The 17,159-nt window shown below is 51.4% G+C and carries 14 protein-coding genes and 1 pseudogene; 9 read left to right on the forward strand and 6 right to left on the reverse strand.

Annotated elements, in window-relative coordinates:
- Nucleotides 1-65 precede the first annotated feature (65 nt).
- Nucleotides 66-734, forward strand: a complete 669-nt coding sequence (locus tag LCS67_RS11195; RefSeq protein WP_001259021.1) for a DUF3313 domain-containing protein — start codon at nt 66-68, stop codon at nt 732-734.
- A gap of 53 nt (nt 735-787) precedes the next feature.
- Here the strand turns inward: LCS67_RS11195 and LCS67_RS11200 are convergent, their stop codons facing one another.
- Nucleotides 788-1,966, reverse strand: a complete 1,179-nt coding sequence (locus LCS67_RS11200) for a benzoate/H(+) symporter BenE family transporter (RefSeq protein ID WP_001238500.1) — start codon at nt 1,964-1,966, stop codon at nt 788-790.
- A 91-nt stretch (nt 1,967-2,057) separates the two neighbouring features.
- On the opposite strand from LCS67_RS11200, the gene LCS67_RS11205 reads away from it, so the two are divergent.
- Both LCS67_RS11205 and LCS67_RS11210 read left to right on the forward strand, forming a co-directional pair.
- Entirely contained in the window at nt 2,058-2,594 is a 537-nt protein-coding gene (locus LCS67_RS11205) for a helix-turn-helix domain-containing protein (RefSeq protein ID WP_031569106.1), read from the forward strand.
- Nucleotides 2,595-2,672: 78 nt separating this feature from the next.
- Nucleotides 2,673-4,637, forward strand: a complete 1,965-nt coding sequence (locus LCS67_RS11210; protein ID WP_001249765.1) for a peptidase U32 family protein — start codon at nt 2,673-2,675, stop codon at nt 4,635-4,637.
- On the opposite strand, the gene LCS67_RS11215 is transcribed toward LCS67_RS11210, so the two are convergent.
- Entirely contained in the window at nt 4,638-4,868 is a 231-nt protein-coding gene (locus LCS67_RS11215; RefSeq protein WP_000956438.1) for a DUF2554 family protein, read from the reverse strand.
- Nucleotides 4,869-5,140: 272 nt separating this feature from the next.
- The gene (gene sifB / locus LCS67_RS11220; protein WP_001122939.1) at nt 5,141-6,091 is read right to left on the reverse strand and encodes an SPI-2 type III secretion system effector SifB; all 951 of its coding nucleotides are present in this window, start codon (nt 6,089-6,091) and stop codon (nt 5,141-5,143) included.
- Between the two features lie 515 nt (nt 6,092-6,606).
- Between sifB and LCS67_RS11225 the strand changes: the two genes are divergently transcribed.
- The 5 genes and pseudogenes from LCS67_RS11225 (at nt 6,607) to patD (ending at nt 11,419) form a co-directional block, all read left to right on the forward strand.
- Nucleotides 6,607-7,005 carry a hypothetical protein gene (locus tag LCS67_RS11225; protein ID WP_000747901.1) on the forward strand — a complete coding sequence of 133 codons (399 nt, stop codon included), beginning with the start codon at nt 6,607-6,609 and terminating at the stop codon, nt 7,003-7,005.
- A 32-nt stretch (nt 7,006-7,037) separates the two neighbouring features.
- Nucleotides 7,038-7,269 (forward strand): annotated as a pseudogene (locus LCS67_RS11230) (hypothetical protein).
- 259 nt (nt 7,270-7,528) lie between these two features.
- Nucleotides 7,529-8,299 carry a M15 family metallopeptidase gene (locus tag LCS67_RS11235; protein WP_000237708.1) on the forward strand — a complete coding sequence of 257 codons (771 nt, stop codon included), beginning with the start codon at nt 7,529-7,531 and terminating at the stop codon, nt 8,297-8,299.
- A 135-nt stretch (nt 8,300-8,434) separates the two neighbouring features.
- On the forward strand, nt 8,435-9,859 hold the full coding sequence (ycdR, locus tag LCS67_RS11240; RefSeq protein ID WP_000760688.1) for a GntR family transcriptional regulator YdcR: 1,425 nt from the start codon (nt 8,435-8,437) through the stop codon (nt 9,857-9,859).
- A gap of 114 nt (nt 9,860-9,973) precedes the next feature.
- Nucleotides 9,974-11,419 (forward strand): aminobutyraldehyde dehydrogenase, encoded by a 1,446-nt coding sequence (gene patD / locus LCS67_RS11245; protein ID WP_000158091.1) that lies wholly within the window; start codon nt 9,974-9,976, stop codon nt 11,417-11,419.
- 104 nt (nt 11,420-11,523) lie between these two features.
- Here the strand turns inward: patD and yncL are convergent, their stop codons facing one another.
- Complete coding sequence (gene yncL, locus LCS67_RS11250) at nt 11,524-11,619, reverse strand: stress response membrane protein YncL (protein ID WP_001103198.1); 96 nt, start codon at nt 11,617-11,619, stop codon at nt 11,524-11,526.
- Nucleotides 11,620-11,817: 198 nt separating this feature from the next.
- On the opposite strand from yncL, the gene LCS67_RS11255 reads away from it, so the two are divergent.
- Nucleotides 11,818-11,991, forward strand: a complete 174-nt coding sequence (locus LCS67_RS11255; RefSeq protein WP_000171943.1) for a GhoT/OrtT family toxin — start codon at nt 11,818-11,820, stop codon at nt 11,989-11,991.
- A gap of 44 nt (nt 11,992-12,035) precedes the next feature.
- Here the strand turns inward: LCS67_RS11255 and srfC are convergent, their stop codons facing one another.
- Both srfC and LCS67_RS11265 read right to left on the reverse strand, forming a co-directional pair.
- On the reverse strand, nt 12,036-14,180 hold the full coding sequence (gene srfC, locus LCS67_RS11260; protein WP_000165641.1) for a virulence-associated effector SrfC: 2,145 nt from the start codon (nt 14,178-14,180) through the stop codon (nt 12,036-12,038).
- Entirely contained in the window at nt 14,177-17,158 is a 2,982-nt protein-coding gene (locus LCS67_RS11265) for a virulence factor SrfB (RefSeq protein ID WP_000960830.1), read from the reverse strand. The genes srfC and LCS67_RS11265 overlap by 4 nt, the downstream gene beginning before the upstream one ends.
- Nucleotide 17,159 lies beyond the last annotated feature (1 nt).

Here is a 17,159-nt window from a genome sequence, read left to right on the forward strand (position 1 = left end):
TCCAGAATGATTTCGTTTTGCTATTATTTCCTTTGCATCATTGCGAAGACTAAAGGGATCGTTTCATGCGTACTCATACTTTATTTAAAGTTGCAGTGCTTACTGGCTTGCTGGCGTTATCCGGCTGTGCGTCCAAAGTCACACAGCCGGATAAGTATTCTGGATTCTTAAAAAATTATTCGGACCTGCAGGAAACTACCTCCGCCACGGGAAAACCGGTGTTGCGCTGGGTAGATCCACATTTCAATGACTCTAACTATGACAATATTGTTTACAATCCGATAACGTACTATCCCGTCCCCAAGCCAACGACCCAGGTCGGGCAGCAAGTTCTTGATAAACTGCTGGCTTATACGAACAGTAAAGTAAAATCAGCAATTGAACAGCGCAAACCGCTGGTCACGACGCCAGGGCCGCGCAGTTTGATTTTCCGCGGGGCGATTACGGGCGTGGATACCAGCAAAGAAGGGCTGCAATTCTATGAGGTGATCCCTGTAGCGCTGATTGTGGCGGGCACGCAAATGGCGACAGGCCACCGGACCATGGATACCCACCTCTATTTTGAGGGTGAGCTGATAGATGCCGCGACCAACAAGCCGGTCGTCAAGGTAGTGCGCCAGGGTGAAGGTCAAGACCTGAGTAATTCCAGTACGCCAATGGCGTTTGAGACGTTGAAACAGGTCGTGGATGATATGGCGACGGATACCTCTATGTTTGACGTTAACAAAAAATAGTTCTGCGGCGCCATCGCAAGATGGCGCAAACCCCGGCAGATTAGCGGTCGCCATCAGCCAGACAACGATGGGCGGCGCGTTCTCGTTAATACAGCGTAGCCTATCCCGCCAGCGATCAACCCCCAGAATGCCGATCCGATGCCCATCAGCGTTAGCCCGCTGGCGGTGACGAGAAATGCGATAACTGCCGCGTCACGCTCATTTTCGTGAGTAAGCGCCTGATACAGGCTACCGCTAATCGTACTTAACAGTGCCAGACCAGCCAGCATTTGCACCCAGCTAACCGGCAGGGCGACCATCAGCGCGGTTATCGAACCGCCAAACCACCCGGCAAGTAAATAAAAAACGCCTGCGGCGGCGGCCGCTAACCAGCGACGCGTTGGATCGGGGTGCGCGTCCGGGCTTTGACAAATGGCGGCTGTAATGGCGGCAATGCAGATAGAATAAACGCCAAATGGCGAAAGCAGCAGCGCCAGCAATCCGGTAAAAATCATTAACGGAGAGACAGGAAGCTGATAGCCAGACGCCTTCATTGTGGCGACGCCGGGGGCGTTTTGCGATGCCATCGTCACCAGAAAGAGCGGTACCGCGACGCTCAGGCTTTGCGCGAATGAAAAGTGGGGGGGAACGAAGGTGGGCCACACCGGCGCGAAATGAATACCGCTCATCGCCACCTTACCCTGGATGAGCGCCACCGTTATTCCCATCACCATGGCAGCAATAACGGCATAGCGGGGCGCGAATACTTTAAAGAGTAGCCACGCCAATAGCATACCGCCGCACATGACAAACTCTCCGTTGAGCGTCCCGAACGCCTGCAGGCCGAAGCGTAGCAGTATTCCCGCCAGCATTGCGGCGGCAAGAGAATGGGGGATTATCCGCATCAAACGCGCAAACAATCCCGTGACGCCGCACAGCACAATCAGGGCATTGGCGACAATGAATATGCCCACCGCGTCTGGCAACGATAATCCCTGAAGCCCTGTTACCAACAGAGCGGCGCCAGGCGTTGACCAGGCGGTTAAAACCGGCGCACGATACCACAAGGTTAACGTTAGTGTGCTTATGCCCATGGCTATACCGAGGGCGGTCATCCAGCCGGCGATCTCTGCGGGTGTTGCGCCAGCGGCGAGCGCCGCCTGCCAGATAATGGCGGCGGAACTTGCATAGCCGACCAGAACGGCGACCAGACCAGATAATACAGTAGGTAACGGCAGTGATAACAGACGCATGATCGCCTCTTGTGCGTTATAACGGTCAGTCAATGTAGCATTGTGCGTTATAGCGTACAAGTGATACGCTATGGCCTTACAGGGGGGAAAAATGGATAACCTGACACACTATCTGGCGACCACGTTAAGAACGCTACGCCATCAGCGAGGCTGGAGTTTATCGCGTCTGGCGGAGATCTCCGGCGTCTCAAAAGCCATGTTGGGGCAGATAGAGCGTAATGAATCCAGCCCGACAGTCGCAACGCTGTGGAAAATTGCGACGGGCCTGAACGTTCCATTCTCAATGTTTATTTCGCCTCCGCAGGCCGAATTTCCTCCGACCTTCGATCCCCAGCAGCAAGCGATGGTAATCACACCGCTGTTTCCGTGGGACCCTGAACTCTGTTTTGACTATTTTTCCCTATTGCTGGCGCCAGGCGCGGTCAGCGAATCAACGCCGCATAAAACCGGCGTTATCGAACATGTGGTGGTGATTCAGGGTCGGCTGGACATGTGTACTGGTGGGGTATGGCAAACCATAGACGCCGGTAAAGGTTTGCGTTTTGCCGGCGATACGGCGCATACCTATCGCAACAGCAGTGACCAGACGGTTCATTTTCACTCGCTGATCCATTACCCGCGTGATTAAGCGGGAAAACTATTTCGTTAGTTTGCGCTTCTGACTACAATAGCCGCCATTTCGCTGCTATTGGATAAGAAAGACTGTATGCGCCAGCAACCTCACTATCTCGAATTGTTAAGTCCGGCCCGTGACGCCGCAATTGCTCGCGAAGCGATTTTGCATGGCGCAGATGCCGTCTACATCGGCGGACCCGGTTTTGGCGCGCGTCATAACGCCAGTAACAGTCTGCGCGATATCGCCGATCTGGTCCCGTTTGCTCACCGTTACGGCGCCCGGATTTTTGTCACGCTGAATACTATCCTGCATGATGATGAGCTGGAGCCCGCGCAGCGGTTAATCACCGATTTGTACAACACCGGGGTGAATGCGCTGATTGTGCAGGATATGGGCATTCTGGAGCTGGATATCCCGCCGATTGAGCTTCACGCCAGTACACAGTGTGATATTCGTAGTGTGGAAAAAGCGAAATTTCTTGCCGATGTCGGTTTTTCACAGATTGTACTGGCGCGCGAGCTTAATTTGAGTCAGATAGCGGCTATTCATCAGGCTACTGACGCCACGATTGAGTTCTTCATTCATGGCGCGCTGTGTGTCGCTTATTCTGGGCAGTGTTATATCTCTCATGCGCAAACCGGGCGCAGCGCCAATCGGGGCGACTGTTCGCAAGCCTGTCGTTTACCGTATACGTTAAAAGACGATCAGGGGCGGGTGGTCTCTTACGAAAAACATTTGCTATCGATGAAAGATAACGACCAAACGGCTAACCTCGGCGCGTTGATCGATGCAGGTGTACGTTCCTTCAAGATTGAAGGGCGCTACAAAGACATGAGCTATGTCAAAAACATCACCGCGCATTATCGTCAGATGCTGGACGCGATTATCGAGCAACGTGGCGATCTGGCGCGTGCGTCGGTTGGTCGGACCGAGCACTTTTTTGTTCCCTCCACGGAGAAAACCTTCCACCGCGGCAGCACCGACTATTTTGTTAACGCGCGGAAAGGCGATATTGGCGCATTTGATTCACCAAAATTTATTGGCTTGCCGGTAGGCGAGGTGCTGAATGTGGCGAAGGATTATCTCGATGTAGAAGCTACGGAGCCGTTGGCGAATGGCGATGGTCTTAACGTGTTGATTAAGCGTGAAGTGGTGGGTTTTCGCGCCAATACGGTGGAGAAAACCGGTCATAACCGCTACCGCGTTTGGCCAAATGATATGCCTGCCGACCTGCATAAAGTCCGTCCGCATCATCCGTTGAATCGTAATCTGGATCATAACTGGCAGCAAGCGCTGACAAAAACCTCCAGTGAGCGCCGTGTGGCGGTTGATATCATGCTGGGCGGCTGGCAGGAACAGCTTATTCTGACGCTGACCAGTGAAGACGGTGTCTGCATCACGCATACGCTTGACGGGGTATTTGAGGAAGCCAATAACTCTGAAAAAGCGTTGAATAACCTAACAGCCGGACTGGCGAAGCTGGGACAGACGCCTTACTACGCACGTGATATGCAGGTGACATTACCGGCGGCGTTGTTCGTGCCAAATAGCCTGCTCAATCAGTTCCGTCGGGAGGCGATTGATATGCTTGACGCGGCGCGGCTGGCCCATTATCAACGAGGTCGTCGGAAACCCGTGGCGCAGCCTGCGCCGGTCTATCCGCAAACGCATCTCAGCTTTCTCGCTAATGTCTACAACCACAAAGCGCGGGAATTTTATCACCGTTACGGCGTACAATTGATTGATGCGGCCTATGAGGCGCATCAGGAGAAGGGAGAGGTACCGGTCATGATCACCAAACACTGCCTGCGTTTTGCGTTCAACCTTTGTCCTAAGCAGGCGAAAGGAAATATTAAGAGCTGGAAAGCCACGCCGATGCAGTTGGTGCATGGCGATGAGGTACTGACGCTAAAATTCGACTGCCGCCCTTGCGAAATGCATGTCATTGGCAAAATTAAAAACCACATCTTAAAAATGCCCCAGCCCGGCAGCGTTGTCGCTTCAGTGAGCCCTGAAGCGCTGATGAAAACGCTGCCGAAGCGTAGGGGCGTTTAATTAACGAAAATAGCTCTCTGGTTTGCGCGATTTCTGCCAGTTGTGGTGCTCGCGCAAGCCTTCCGCGGATTCTTCCGCTGCCGCCCGTAATTCATCACTGTCGGCTTCGTGTCTAAGTTGGTGCCCTCCCGTCGCAAACCATACGAATGCGTGGTCTTGCTGTTTCGCCAGTAACTGGCCTGAAAACAGCGCACAGGTCAGTAAAACTACTGATAACGTTTTTGTAAGCATCATTCCACCTTCCAGTTACGTCGTGAGGCTATGATGCCAATAATTTCTTTGAGTTATTATTCAACACTTCAAATTAGCGAAAACGGTTTGTCAATAAGTGCGATAAGTTGTATGAGAAAATATACTTATACTCAGTATCTCAATTATAAAAATAACGAGCCAATTCGCTCCATAGTAAATCCATTATTCCATGGAAGTATATATTTAAAGTTATTGTACTAGATGGTTTTGGTATTGCCAGGGGATTGTAAGCCATACTATTTATGGTGTGGTCAACTCTGGTGATGAGCCTCATTTTTTGTTGTTTCAACGAGTGAAGATAAATCTTCAGAAAAAAGGCTGTTATGAACTTGTAACGCTACATATTCAACAAGGTCGTTTAAACATAGCAGGCCATGAGAGGAACTTTCCTCAAGCATATTCATTAATATCTCATTCTTAAACAAACATGAATAAACTAGTTGAGTAACTGAGCTTTGTGTATGATTTGCATGAAATGTTGCATTCTTTAAGTTAGTATTCTCAATAACCTTTGCGGCTATTTTGTTTTTAATAGCGTCGTCAATAGGTGGTACACCTGCCTGGGCGATGCCCAGATTAATCCTGGAGGAGATGGCGGCTTTTCTTTCCTGTTCCTTCCAGTCACATAAATTACCCTTTTCTGCCATGTCGATAAGCGTCTCTTTTATATTTTTTAGGTCAACGGAAAATGTTATACCGCCGGATAGCGAGAGTAGTAACCGCTCAGGGAACAAGCAACATAGTGGTTCACAAACATAAGTGCTAGCTTTTATATTAATATCAGAATATCTTTTCAGGTGGGCAGACTGAGTATCAACACAGAGCACTGTTCTATTCATTATCTCATAATAGTAGTGATCCTGACGTATCACAATGCATAACGGAATATCTTCGTCATCTTTAATGCAGAGATTTGTATATTGATACTCAGCATCTTTATAGTGCTGAAAATGGAAATTTCCTCTGCATGATGGTGATGATAATTCATATAACTTGCAAAATAAATCAAATAAACGTTGCGCATCAGGCGGAGAGGCAACATCACATAATTCATTTATATATTGATCGGCAGCGGATCTTCGCGTGCTACAGAAAAAATCTTTAATCTTTTCCCATAGTAACGTAAAGAAGGAGCGTTGAGAGATGGCACTTTGAGAAAACATCTCACTCTTTAAAAACCCTCTCCCGATAGTAATTGGCATAATTTAGACCACAAGTGAGTATATAATACTTCATTACTGGAATAGGTGGTATTCAAAATATTATCCCATGTTGCCCATCGGTTTGCCTATCGGTGAAACACCTGATTTTTGCTTTATCCTGAACGTTCAAATTGACCCGTAGTTTTAGTCATGCCCACGCCTCCTGGACATGAAGTATGTCAGGTAAAACGAATGAAACTAAAACGGTTTTCTTAATTTTCACATCATCATGTACCATAAGTAATGATTAATTACACGCTATATTATTTTTAGATAAAGTAAATTGTTGCTCAACCGTGTAGAAATTTTCTTATAAGAAGTTAAACTGAAAGTATTATTAGGCTAACAACAATGAGATATTTAGCGGTAGGGCAGAAGGCCAATACTGATAGCACTTATGATATAAATGCCTTACTCTTTAGTTTCTGTCTTAATTATATTTGTTGTAACGATTAGCTGACGGATTTATTTCCAGTTGGGCGATAAAATTATAAAAACCTGCGAGGAGGCTCAAAATGAAGAAATCAGATGGTGAAATTCACGAAAAGACAGCATCCTGGGGCATTTTGCAGTCAGAATGGCTAAGAAAATGTGGACGGCTATTATTGCTGTTACTTTACCGTTTCGTTATCGGATGGGCTTTTTTTCAGTTACTCGCCATGATCGTGGCAGGGATATTTTTGTTAGGCGTCTTATTATTTCATCCCATAATATTTGTACAGACTATCGCAATCACTGAGAAGTTAAATCATGCTTCGCTTGATTTATGGCATATCCTTAAGTTATGCCTGTGGCATTACGGTATCATCGCAGGGTTTATTTTTATGGCGGAGTGTACGTTAAGTAAAAGTATACGGCAGGTTCAGCGCTTGTCCAAAAAGTTTGGGGCTCAGGATTTTTCTTCACGCCCGTGATCCGCCGCTGCAACCTGCGTTCTTACTGAATAATGGCTATGAGCAGCAGACCGAATTATCTCGGTTCGAGGGGGATTCTATGTGTTTGAACAACTGCGGTGAATCGTAATTTCAGATGCATTATCGCCGACAATCGACGCGTTCCTCACTAATTGCCTTCCTGACTATATAGTGGTCTTATCTTTGGCGAAACAATGTTATTTAGTTATGGAAGGCGACAACAACTGTACTACTGATTATCAAATAACCTTTCTGGTCAGGTAGACTCGCCTTTGTGAAAACACATCGTTATCTGTGCTCCTGGGACTCATTCCCTTGCCGCCTTTAAGCAACTCGAATTATTTTGGGTATAGAACAGGCGGCGTAATGGTCATATAAGCAAAATATAACCTCTCCGTTTGTGATAAGGCACAGATTACAGGGGGGAATGATGTTTATTTTAACCATCTGTTTAAGCGCTGTCCGCTAATCTTTACCTGCTCAAATACATAATCACCCCTGTGACTCTCGCGAGGTGTAACATATGGTAAAATGCGTATCTTCTTTCCTCCTGTTCAGCCTGTTTTCCATTCAGGCAATGTCAGCTGAAAACCATATTGATCTCCACCAGCCAAAAGACTTTGTCGATATTACTACGGTCGCCCCCGACGTACAGGTAGACATGCGATACTTCACTTCCCATAACTTTATTGGTCGCCCAATTAAAGGCTATAACGCGCCTGTTTGCCTGTTAACACGACCAGCCGCGAACGCAGTGAAGCAGGTCGCCGATCGTTTACGTCCCTTCGGACTTACCTTGAAAATATATGATTGCTACCGTCCGCAAAGCGCAGTGAACGACTTTATCGCGTGGGCCAAAGATCCTTCTCAAAACCAAATGAAAAACGAATTTTATCCGCTGGTAGAGAAAAAGCGTCTGTTTGAGGAAGGTTATCTTGCCGCCAGATCCGGCCACAGTCGGGGAAGTACGCTTGATCTAACGATTGTTCCACTCGACAGTAAAATACCGATATACCATCCCGGACGACCACTGGTGAATTGTACTGCGTCCGCGGCACAACGCTCGCCAGATAATAGTCTGGATTTTGGTACCGGCTTTGACTGTTTTAGTCCGTTATCCCATCCCGATAATGCCATGCTTACCGCTCAGCAACGCGCAAATAGGTTGTTATTACAAACATTGATGCGTGATGCGGGCTTTACGCCACTGGATACTGAATGGTGGCACTTCTCCCTTACTCATGAACCATACCCGAACACCTGGTTTGACTTTCCCGTTAAGCAGAGACCCTGAAACGGCGTTTTGTTGCGAAATCTAATCATTACGCCTGTTGGAAAGCACCATAACAGTTAGCAAATCGTTGTTAATTTTAACAACTGATATACACTGCGGTTGCCACCTGCAAGCAGCGCTCAATGAGAACGAATAATGAAAAAATATCAACGTCTGGCGGAGCAAATTAGAGAACAAATCGCCTCTGGCGTTTGGCAGCCCGGCGATCGATTACCCTCGCTGAGGGAGCAGGTCGCCAGTAGCGGCATGAGTTTTATGACTGTCGGTCATGCGTACCAGTTGCTGGAAAGTCAGGGCCGGATTATCGCCCGTCCGCAATCCGGTTATTATGTCGCGCCGCATCCGGTTTGTCGGTCAGTCGCGACGGCAGCGCACGTTATTCGGGATGAAGCCGTAGATATCAATACCTATATTTTTGAGATGCTGCAGGCCAGCCGTGATACCTCAGTGGTGCCTTTTGCTTCAGCGTTTCCCGATCCGCGTCTGTTTCCCTTGCCGCAATTGAACCGATCTCTGGCGCAGGTCAGTAAAACCGCGACGGCAATGAGCGTCATCGAAAATTTGCCGCCAGGTAATGCAGAATTGCGCTATGCAATAGCACGCCGTTACGCGCAGCAGGGGATTACCGTTTCTCCTGACGAGATCGTCATTACCGCCGGCGCGCTGGAAGCGTTGAATCTTAGTTTACAGGCGGTGACGGCGCCGGGAGACTGGGTGGTGGTGGAGAACCCCTGTTTCTACGGTGCGCTACAGGCCCTGGAGCGATTGCGCCTGAAAGCGTTGTCGATACCCACCGATGTTAAAGAAGGTATCGATCTTATGGCGCTGGAACAGGCGTTACAGGAATATCCGGTGAAAGCGTGCTGGTTAATGACCAACAGCCAGAATCCGTTAGGGTTCACGCTGAGTGCTGAGAAAAAAGCGCGGCTGGTTGCGTTACTCACGCACCATAACGTGATGCTAATTGAAGACGATGTTTATAGCGAACTCTACTTTGGCCGCGAGAAACCTCTGCCCGCCAAAGCATGGGATCGCGACGATACCGTGTTGCATTGTTCGTCTTTTTCCAAATGTCTGGTTCCCGGTTTTCGCATTGGCTGGGTTGCGGGAGGAAGCCATGCCAGACAAATTCAGCGTTTGCAGTTAATGAGCACATTATCCACCAGTTCCCCCATGCAATTGGCGTTAGTGGATTATCTCTCGACTCGTCGATATGACGCGCATCTGCGTCGATTGCGAAGGCAGCTTGCCGAACGTAAACAGCAAGCCTGGCAAACCCTTTTGCGCCATCTCCCGGCGGAAGTAAAAATTCACCATAACGATAGCGGTTATTTTCTTTGGCTGGAGCTACCTGAGCAGCTTGATGCCGGTGAACTTAGCGCCAAAGCGCTTGAACACCTTATCAGTATCGCGCCGGGGAAAATGTTTTCAACGTCCGGCGCCTGGACGCGTTTCTTTCGTTTTAACACCGCATGGCATTGGGGAGAACGGGAAGAACAGGCCGTAAAACAGCTTGGCAGCCTGATTCGCGAGATGCTGAGCGCTAAAAGCCTTGTGTGAGGTGGAATGCGTGTCAGCTCACAACCTGACTAAATTTCCCGAGTGTGCCGGGTGAGCATCTGGCGCGCCGTCTATTTTTAGGAAAGCGGCGGTCCGTTCGCCGGAAATCGATTAATGACGATATGGGAAAATGCTATGCAATATCAATTACTGATTAATGGCGTGCTGGTGGACGGCGAGGGAGAAAGGCAGTCCGTTTATAACCCGGCGACAGGCGAGGTCATACTTGAGATTGCGGAAGCGTCGCCCGCGCAGGTTGACGCCGCAGTGCTGGCCGCCGATAGCGCGTTTGCCGAATGGGGGCAGACCACACCCAAAGCACGGGCGGAATGTCTGTTAAAACTGGCGGACAGCATCGAGCAAAACGCCCTTGAGTTCGCCCGGCTTGAATCGCAAAACTGCGGTAAGCCTTTGCACTGCGTAATTAATGATGAAATTCCGGCAATCGTGGATGTCTTTCGCTTTTTTGCCGGCGCGGCCCGTTGTTTGAGTGGGCTGGCGGCGGGCGAATATCTGGAAGGACATACGTCGATGATTCGCCGGGATCCGATTGGCGTGGTTGCCTCTATCGCGCCGTGGAATTATCCGCTCATGATGGCGGCCTGGAAGCTGGCGCCAGCGCTGGCGGCAGGTAACTGCGTGGTGATTAAGCCTTCTGAAATCACGCCGCTGACGGCGCTTAAACTTGCCGCGCTGGCGAAGGATATCTTTCCGCCGGGGGTGCTCAATGTCCTGTTCGGACGAGGGCAGACTGTTGGCGATGTATTGACCGGTCATGAAAAAGTACGCATGGTCTCTTTAACCGGTTCTATCGCGACCGGGGAGCATATTCTGCGCCATACTGCGCCAGCGATAAAACGTACGCATATGGAACTCGGTGGTAAAGCCCCGGTGATTGTTTTTGATGACGCCGATCTGGATGCGGTGGCGCAGGGCGTCCGGACTTTCGGTTTCTATAATGCCGGACAGGATTGTACTGCGGCGTGCCGTATATACGCGCAGCGCGGTATCTATGATGCGCTGGTCGAAAAGCTAGGGAACGCGGTGAGCAGCCTGAAAATAGGCGCGCCGGAGGATGAGTCGACAGAGCTGGGGCCGTTAAGTTCGCTGGCGCACCTGAAGCGCGTCACAGCGGCTGTAGAGGAGGCGAAGGCCCTCAGCCATATCCGTGTGATTACTGGCGGAAGTCAAACGGAAGGTAAAGGTTACTATTTCGCTCCGACGTTGCTGGCAGACGCAAAACAGGAAGATGCCATCGTGCAACGCGAGGTCTTCGGCCCGGTGGTCAGTATAACCGTCTTTGATGATGAAGATCAGGTTCTGAGGTGGGCCAACGATTCTCGCTATGGTCTGGCATCCTCCGTCTGGACTCAGGACGTCGGGCGGGCGCACCGGCTTAGCGCCAGATTGCAGTATGGCTGTACCTGGATTAATACCCATTTCATGTTGGTTAGCGAGATGCCGCATGGAGGGCAAAAACAGTCGGGATACGGCAAAGATATGTCATTGTATGGTCTGGAAGACTACACTCTTGTCCGCCACATCATGGTTAAGCATTAAGGATCATTTACTGTTCAGAAAAATCATGAAAAAATAGGCGGGTGTTGGCGGAGAGGGGGACCTCCCCGCCAACATGCGCAGCAAGTACTCAAAGGTTGAACACCTCAAGCAAACCAGCCGAATCTCAACGAGATCAGACCCAAAAGTCCTGCAGCAGCAAAGACATTAATCAGCACGACGGTTTTACTGGAAACATTCATTTTCGCCACCTTTCATCATAACCCCTATGGGTATAGTACGGGTTGGCGAGATCCGCAATAATACGTAAACAGGATATTCTGTGAGCGGAGCCGTGCATTGAGAACGTTTTGCTGTTAAGGCTGATAAACCTTGATGTGTGTCGAATAAAAAGAGCATATTGCGCGCGTTTTTTCCTCTGGTTGGCGCGGATGCCTGATATGACCCTCTTTCAAAAGATATTAATTTTTTACGCCGTCATGGCGGTGATATCATCCCTGATCACCTGGTTTTTGACTCATGACAAAAAACGAATTCGTTTCCTGAGCGCCTTTTTGGTTGGCGCGACATGGCCGATAAGTTTCCCCGTCGCGTTGCTGTTTTCGCTTTTCTGACCTCAAGCCCGATACAGGTTACCGGGCATGGTTTTTCCGCCAGGTCAGGCTATCAGGGCAATTAATTGCTCTCTGTCTACGTCGGTAACGTCCTGCGGATGCCGATATCCTGCGTTCTCATTGGCCAGGGTATACAGCGCAACAAGCCAGTCATAGACATAGCGGCTGGCGGCGTGAACGGGCTGTTCGTCAAGCTTTGTTAGACGCAACATTGTCGAACGCGACGTTGCGGCGAAAATGGCTGCGCCTTTCTGAACGCGGCTGGCCGGGCGTTGGGCCTCCTCGATATTTGTGTAGCCGAGCCAGGCGATGAAGTTACCAATGATGGCATGAAGCTGCGCGCCGCTCACCTCCTCGCGCTGCATGGTTTTCTGTAACTGCTGAGGTAAACCGAGGCGATAGCTGGCGGTAATTAAAATCTCCGCCACGGCGTTGAGCATCTGCGGTTCCAGACCCAGACGCTGCGCATTATCCCGGCAGTGGGCCCACTGGCGCAGATGATTGATCCACATTTTGTGCGCCTGGTAGCCTGTTTCATGACCTTCTGACGCTGAAGCGCGCGTTGGTTCGTCGGCAAAGAGATCGATCGCGTCATTAAATAAACCGCTGACCTGTTCTTCTCGCGACTGTCGGGTGCGCAGCAACGCTTCGAAGTTCTGTACCGGCGGTAACAGCCCGGCCAGCAGGTCGCCATGTCTGGCGGCCTGGGCCTGAAGACGCCGGATCACGGTTTCAACCGGTAGCTGCGCGTCATCAAACATCGGTAACAGATCGCGCACGCGGCCTCGCAGTTGTTCGCGTAACGCCTGTAAGCGCGCCTGTCGCTGTGGTGCCGATGTCGCCTGCGATAACCATTCCACCAAACGCTGCATACTGTGTTTATCCAGCGCCTGCAGCGTTCCCCAATGCACGCCAGGTTTACCCATCAACTGCTGGACGGCTTCATCCAGATTTTGCTGGGTGGCAAAACGGGCATCCTGTGGAGTAATAGCCCAGACGACGCCCGGTAACGCTGATTCATGCTGCGGCTGCGTGGCGTTAACCCACTCCAGTAAGTGACGGGCGGCGGTGGGCGTTTGCGAGCGAGATGCCAGAGCATTGCAAATCACCAGAACATCGGGCTGTACCTGTTGACGGTAATGGGCCAGCATCCAGCCTAATTTCGCCCGCCATAACGGATGAGGATGACTGTCTGGCGCGACCGGAATATCCAGTAAATCAACATTATCCAGTACGCTGTTTTCAACGGTTAGCACCAGTTCGCGGGTAAGCAGCGCCAGAGAATCAAGCGAAAGGCTGACCGCATTGAGCAGTCGGCCTTCCTTAACCGGATGCACCACCACATCGCTTTGCGTATCGCTGGCGGTTAGCGCCATTTGCGTCAGGAAGTTTTCCGCCGGTAAGCCAAAATGATCGACCAGCAGGCTGAGCGGCGCCGCCAGTTCCCCGGCATGGCTGGTTTGTTGCAACATATGCGCCAGCGCCAGCCATTGCTGGGTGATCTCCGGTTGCTCTCCCCACAGTAGTGCCCAGGCGTGCGCCCGAGTCGTGAGATCCAGCGCAGGCAAGAGCGAGGCAAAGTGTTGCCATGTCGCATCATCAATATGTTGTCTGGCGGACGGAAGACAAGAGCGCCAGAAACTCGCGATGGTCGCGACCTCTTCAGCGGTAACGCCGGGGACGGGCTGCGGTTGGCGAAGCGATTGCCATTTCTCCAGGCGTGATGTGATAATGGATTTTTCGACCTGGCGACAAATGTGGGACGAGCTGGTCCAGGCAATAAAGATCTGCACCAGTTCGGCTTCACTGATCAAGCGCAGGCGCAACGGCCAGCTGTTCTCGTTTGAAAAAATGTCGCGCGTAAAGCGAATAGCCATATTCGCTGGCGCATGACCCGGATTGATGTGGCTGAAATAATCATAGTCACGGTCCGGCGTGATAATTTCCAGCTTGCCATTCTCGTTACCGCATAGCGTCGTTAACAGATGCGCTTTTGCGGATTGCGCATACCCGTACAGACCAACGCAGCCATGTGATGCGCAGGCGGCGTTGAGCGCTGACTCATCCGCCGCGGCAAGCGTAAGTTGCGCCAGCAGAGCGTCGGCTTCGTCATCCAGTCGCGTTGCGTAACGGCGCGTGTTGTTAACCCACTCGATAACAGCCTGGGTGGTGTTTAACGGTTTTGTCATTTCAGGTATACACTCCCACTATCTATCCAGTAGTGGCTGCCGCTGTGGCGACGGTCAGCCAGCGTATTCAATTTTAATGTCAGCGCATCGGCGGCGACCGGCGTCCCGTCCTGGAGCCAGGCATCACTTAATATGAACGATTCCGGGGCGCTATCTTTGCTACTGCCGCGTAATTTCAGTCGCACATTCAGTACGCCGTCGCCAGCGATGGTTTTCGCCAGTTCAGCGGAATTAATGCTCAGGCAATAGAGTGGGGTTGCCGGCCAGCGACTGTTCGCCAGTTGACGAAAGCCCAACGTCACGTTGCCGCGTAGCGGAAAATGCAGGCGAGCGTCCAGCGTTGCGCCGGGTTTATCCAAATCGATCTCGTGATACCAGATATTTTCATCGCGAAGCGTATTAACGGTATTATCCAGTACGCCGAGATAACGCACAGTCGAATACGCGCCGATATCAGCCGCTTTAAAATTGAAACGCGGCAGACGTAAGTCCAGCGCCAGGCTGCATAACATCGCGCCTACCGCGGCAGTGGATTTTGGATTGCCGATACGCCCTTGCTGACTGAAGGGATACCATTCATGTACCTGATACTTATCCATCCACACAATGCGATTAACCGGCACCGGTTGTAAGTGCCGGATGAGCGCCTGTACGCCGGGTAAACAGGTCGGTCTCCCCGTCACCAGCAAGATATCGCAGTGATAGTGGGAGATCGCTTCGCAGACCGCATGAAGCGGCGTTGTCAGCGTAAACTGACCGGCCAGCAGAGCCTCCTGAAGCTGGCTAAACTGGATTTGCAACGGCACATTGAATATATCAAATGTCGGCGAACCAGACGGTAAGGCATGATCGATCGCCTGCTGGATATAGTTCATCACGTTGCTTGTTGGGCGGCGGATCAGCAGATCGCCAAATGTCGCGTGTAAACCAGCAAACGGATCGTTAATGTCGCTTTGCTCCCAGGCGGAAAGTACCGCATGGCCCAGCGGCATAAATAATTGCAGCGCCGTTTGCTGGCGCAAAATGGCCTGAGTATCAATTCGTCCCGAATCGCCAAATAAGGTCGCCAGCAGGGCGGCGGCATCCGTAACGCCTGCCCGTTGCAACGCCGTTTGCAGGGAAGGGAGTACGCAACGCTGAATGATATCCAATAGCAGATCGTCCCCGGCGACTTTAAAACCTTCGCGAAACAGGAGGTGAGGCGTAATTTTTACATTGGCCCCCACGCCGTCATCTAACTGATAGTGAACGATCGCCATATCCGTCGTGCCGCCGCCGATATCAATCGATGCCACGCGCAATGCGCGCCCGGGGACGACGCCGGGTTCAGGCTGGCGATCCGGTCTGGCGAGTGCATTAAAAAAGGATTCGGTACGCCCGGCGTAATGCGAAATGGCTTCGTTATAAAGCCATACCAGTTGGCCGCAACTTGCTTCGTCCCATTCCATCTGTATTTCTGGTACCGGCACCACGCTTTTTTCACGCTGCTTAGGCGTGGTGAAATCCTCATCCTGCGGATGCCAGCCCATGGCTTTCCAGACCAGCGCCAGCGCTTCAAACATTCGCTGGCGGAAAATTTCTCGCTCCTGTTTCGGCATAGCGGAAGGCAGCGTTAAAATCAGGGTGCGTAGCTGGCGCGGCGAGGCGGGAAAGCCGAGTCGCAGCCGGGTGGCGACGCTGTTAATTTGCCCCAGCGCCTGAGCCAGAATTTCGCACAACATATGCGTCATCAAGGTGCTACGGCTGTATTGCGGCGAAAAAACCGGTAGCCTTTCTTCATGCGGCAGGCGGAATAACGGCTGTCCGTCGTCGTTCATCAGATTCATCAGCGGAAACGCGGTGGCAAGCGGTTCGCGCTGCGTTTTACCGTGGATCTGGCTAAAACGCCAGTCCTGCAAGGCGGGGGTTTCATCCCACAGGTAGCGGCGCGGGCTGGAGATACCGCTGCTGCCTTCGGTGCCCACACGCTGCATAGCAAGGGCGCGAGCCTCGTCGCCCACACGCACAATGGAAGGCCAGACAAAGGCGTCGTCTCGTCCGCTTTCGACAGAAAAGTGTTGCTTGCCAAAGCGCGCTTCTGAGAATTCTACCCGGCTGGTAAATAAAGGATCGTTCAGATACTGCGGCTCGCTTAAAGAACGCACCTGAAGCTCTGCCGTCTGGCGTAACCCGTCATTCGCATCGCCATGATCCTCGATCAAGACGCCGCAGGTATGCGTATTGCCGACATCCAGAATCAGATCGACCGGGATTGCGGGCGTGCTTAACGTATGTGTCACAAACTTTACTTCCGGCACCGTAAGCTGTTCGCCTAACAGCGTCAGTAAATTCAACCAGTGCGCCTGATACTCAAAGCTACGCAGCGCTTGTTGTATGGCCTGTTCCGAACGGTTTTCCACCTGTGAGGCATACTGAAGAAACGACTCGCGCAGCCAGCCGTCAATCCATGTCTGGTCAAGAAAATCGGCAACTTCTTCATCGCGCCAGGCGAGCGCAAAACGTGTGCCATTGAGCAGATCGTTTTCGCAAGGCGCCAACGCCGCAGGCATATTTTTTGCCAGCTGACTGTCGAAGGCGAGGGTGATGCGGTGTGTGTTTCCGGCGCTATCTGGCTCGCTGAGTTTACGTACCTGAATGCGCGCCCAGTTATCCGGCCCGTCAATAAAGGTACGCGGCGGATTAAAACGCAGGAACGGCAGGGGGAGCCAGATTCCGTCGAGTACATCCAGAGAATAGTGCAGCGTCTGAGTGCTTTCCGGTTTCACGACTTCGGGTTGGCCGCCAGCACGTCCTGGCAACGTGTAGCGCCCGCTGGTCAGATCAAAATCGAGGCGCAGTAGCGGACCGTTTGCCGTTTTGCGCACAAAACGTCCGTAGTGGGCCGACTCTTGCGGCGTTAAGCCAAAATCAAGAAACTGGACGCCGCTGTTTGCAATGAGCGTGACGCTCTGTTTGTAATCACACAGATTGACCAACATA

This window comes from Salmonella sp. A7 (genome assembly GCF_020181675.1).
In the GTDB taxonomy this organism is placed as follows: domain Bacteria; phylum Pseudomonadota; class Gammaproteobacteria; order Enterobacterales; family Enterobacteriaceae; genus Salmonella; species Salmonella enterica.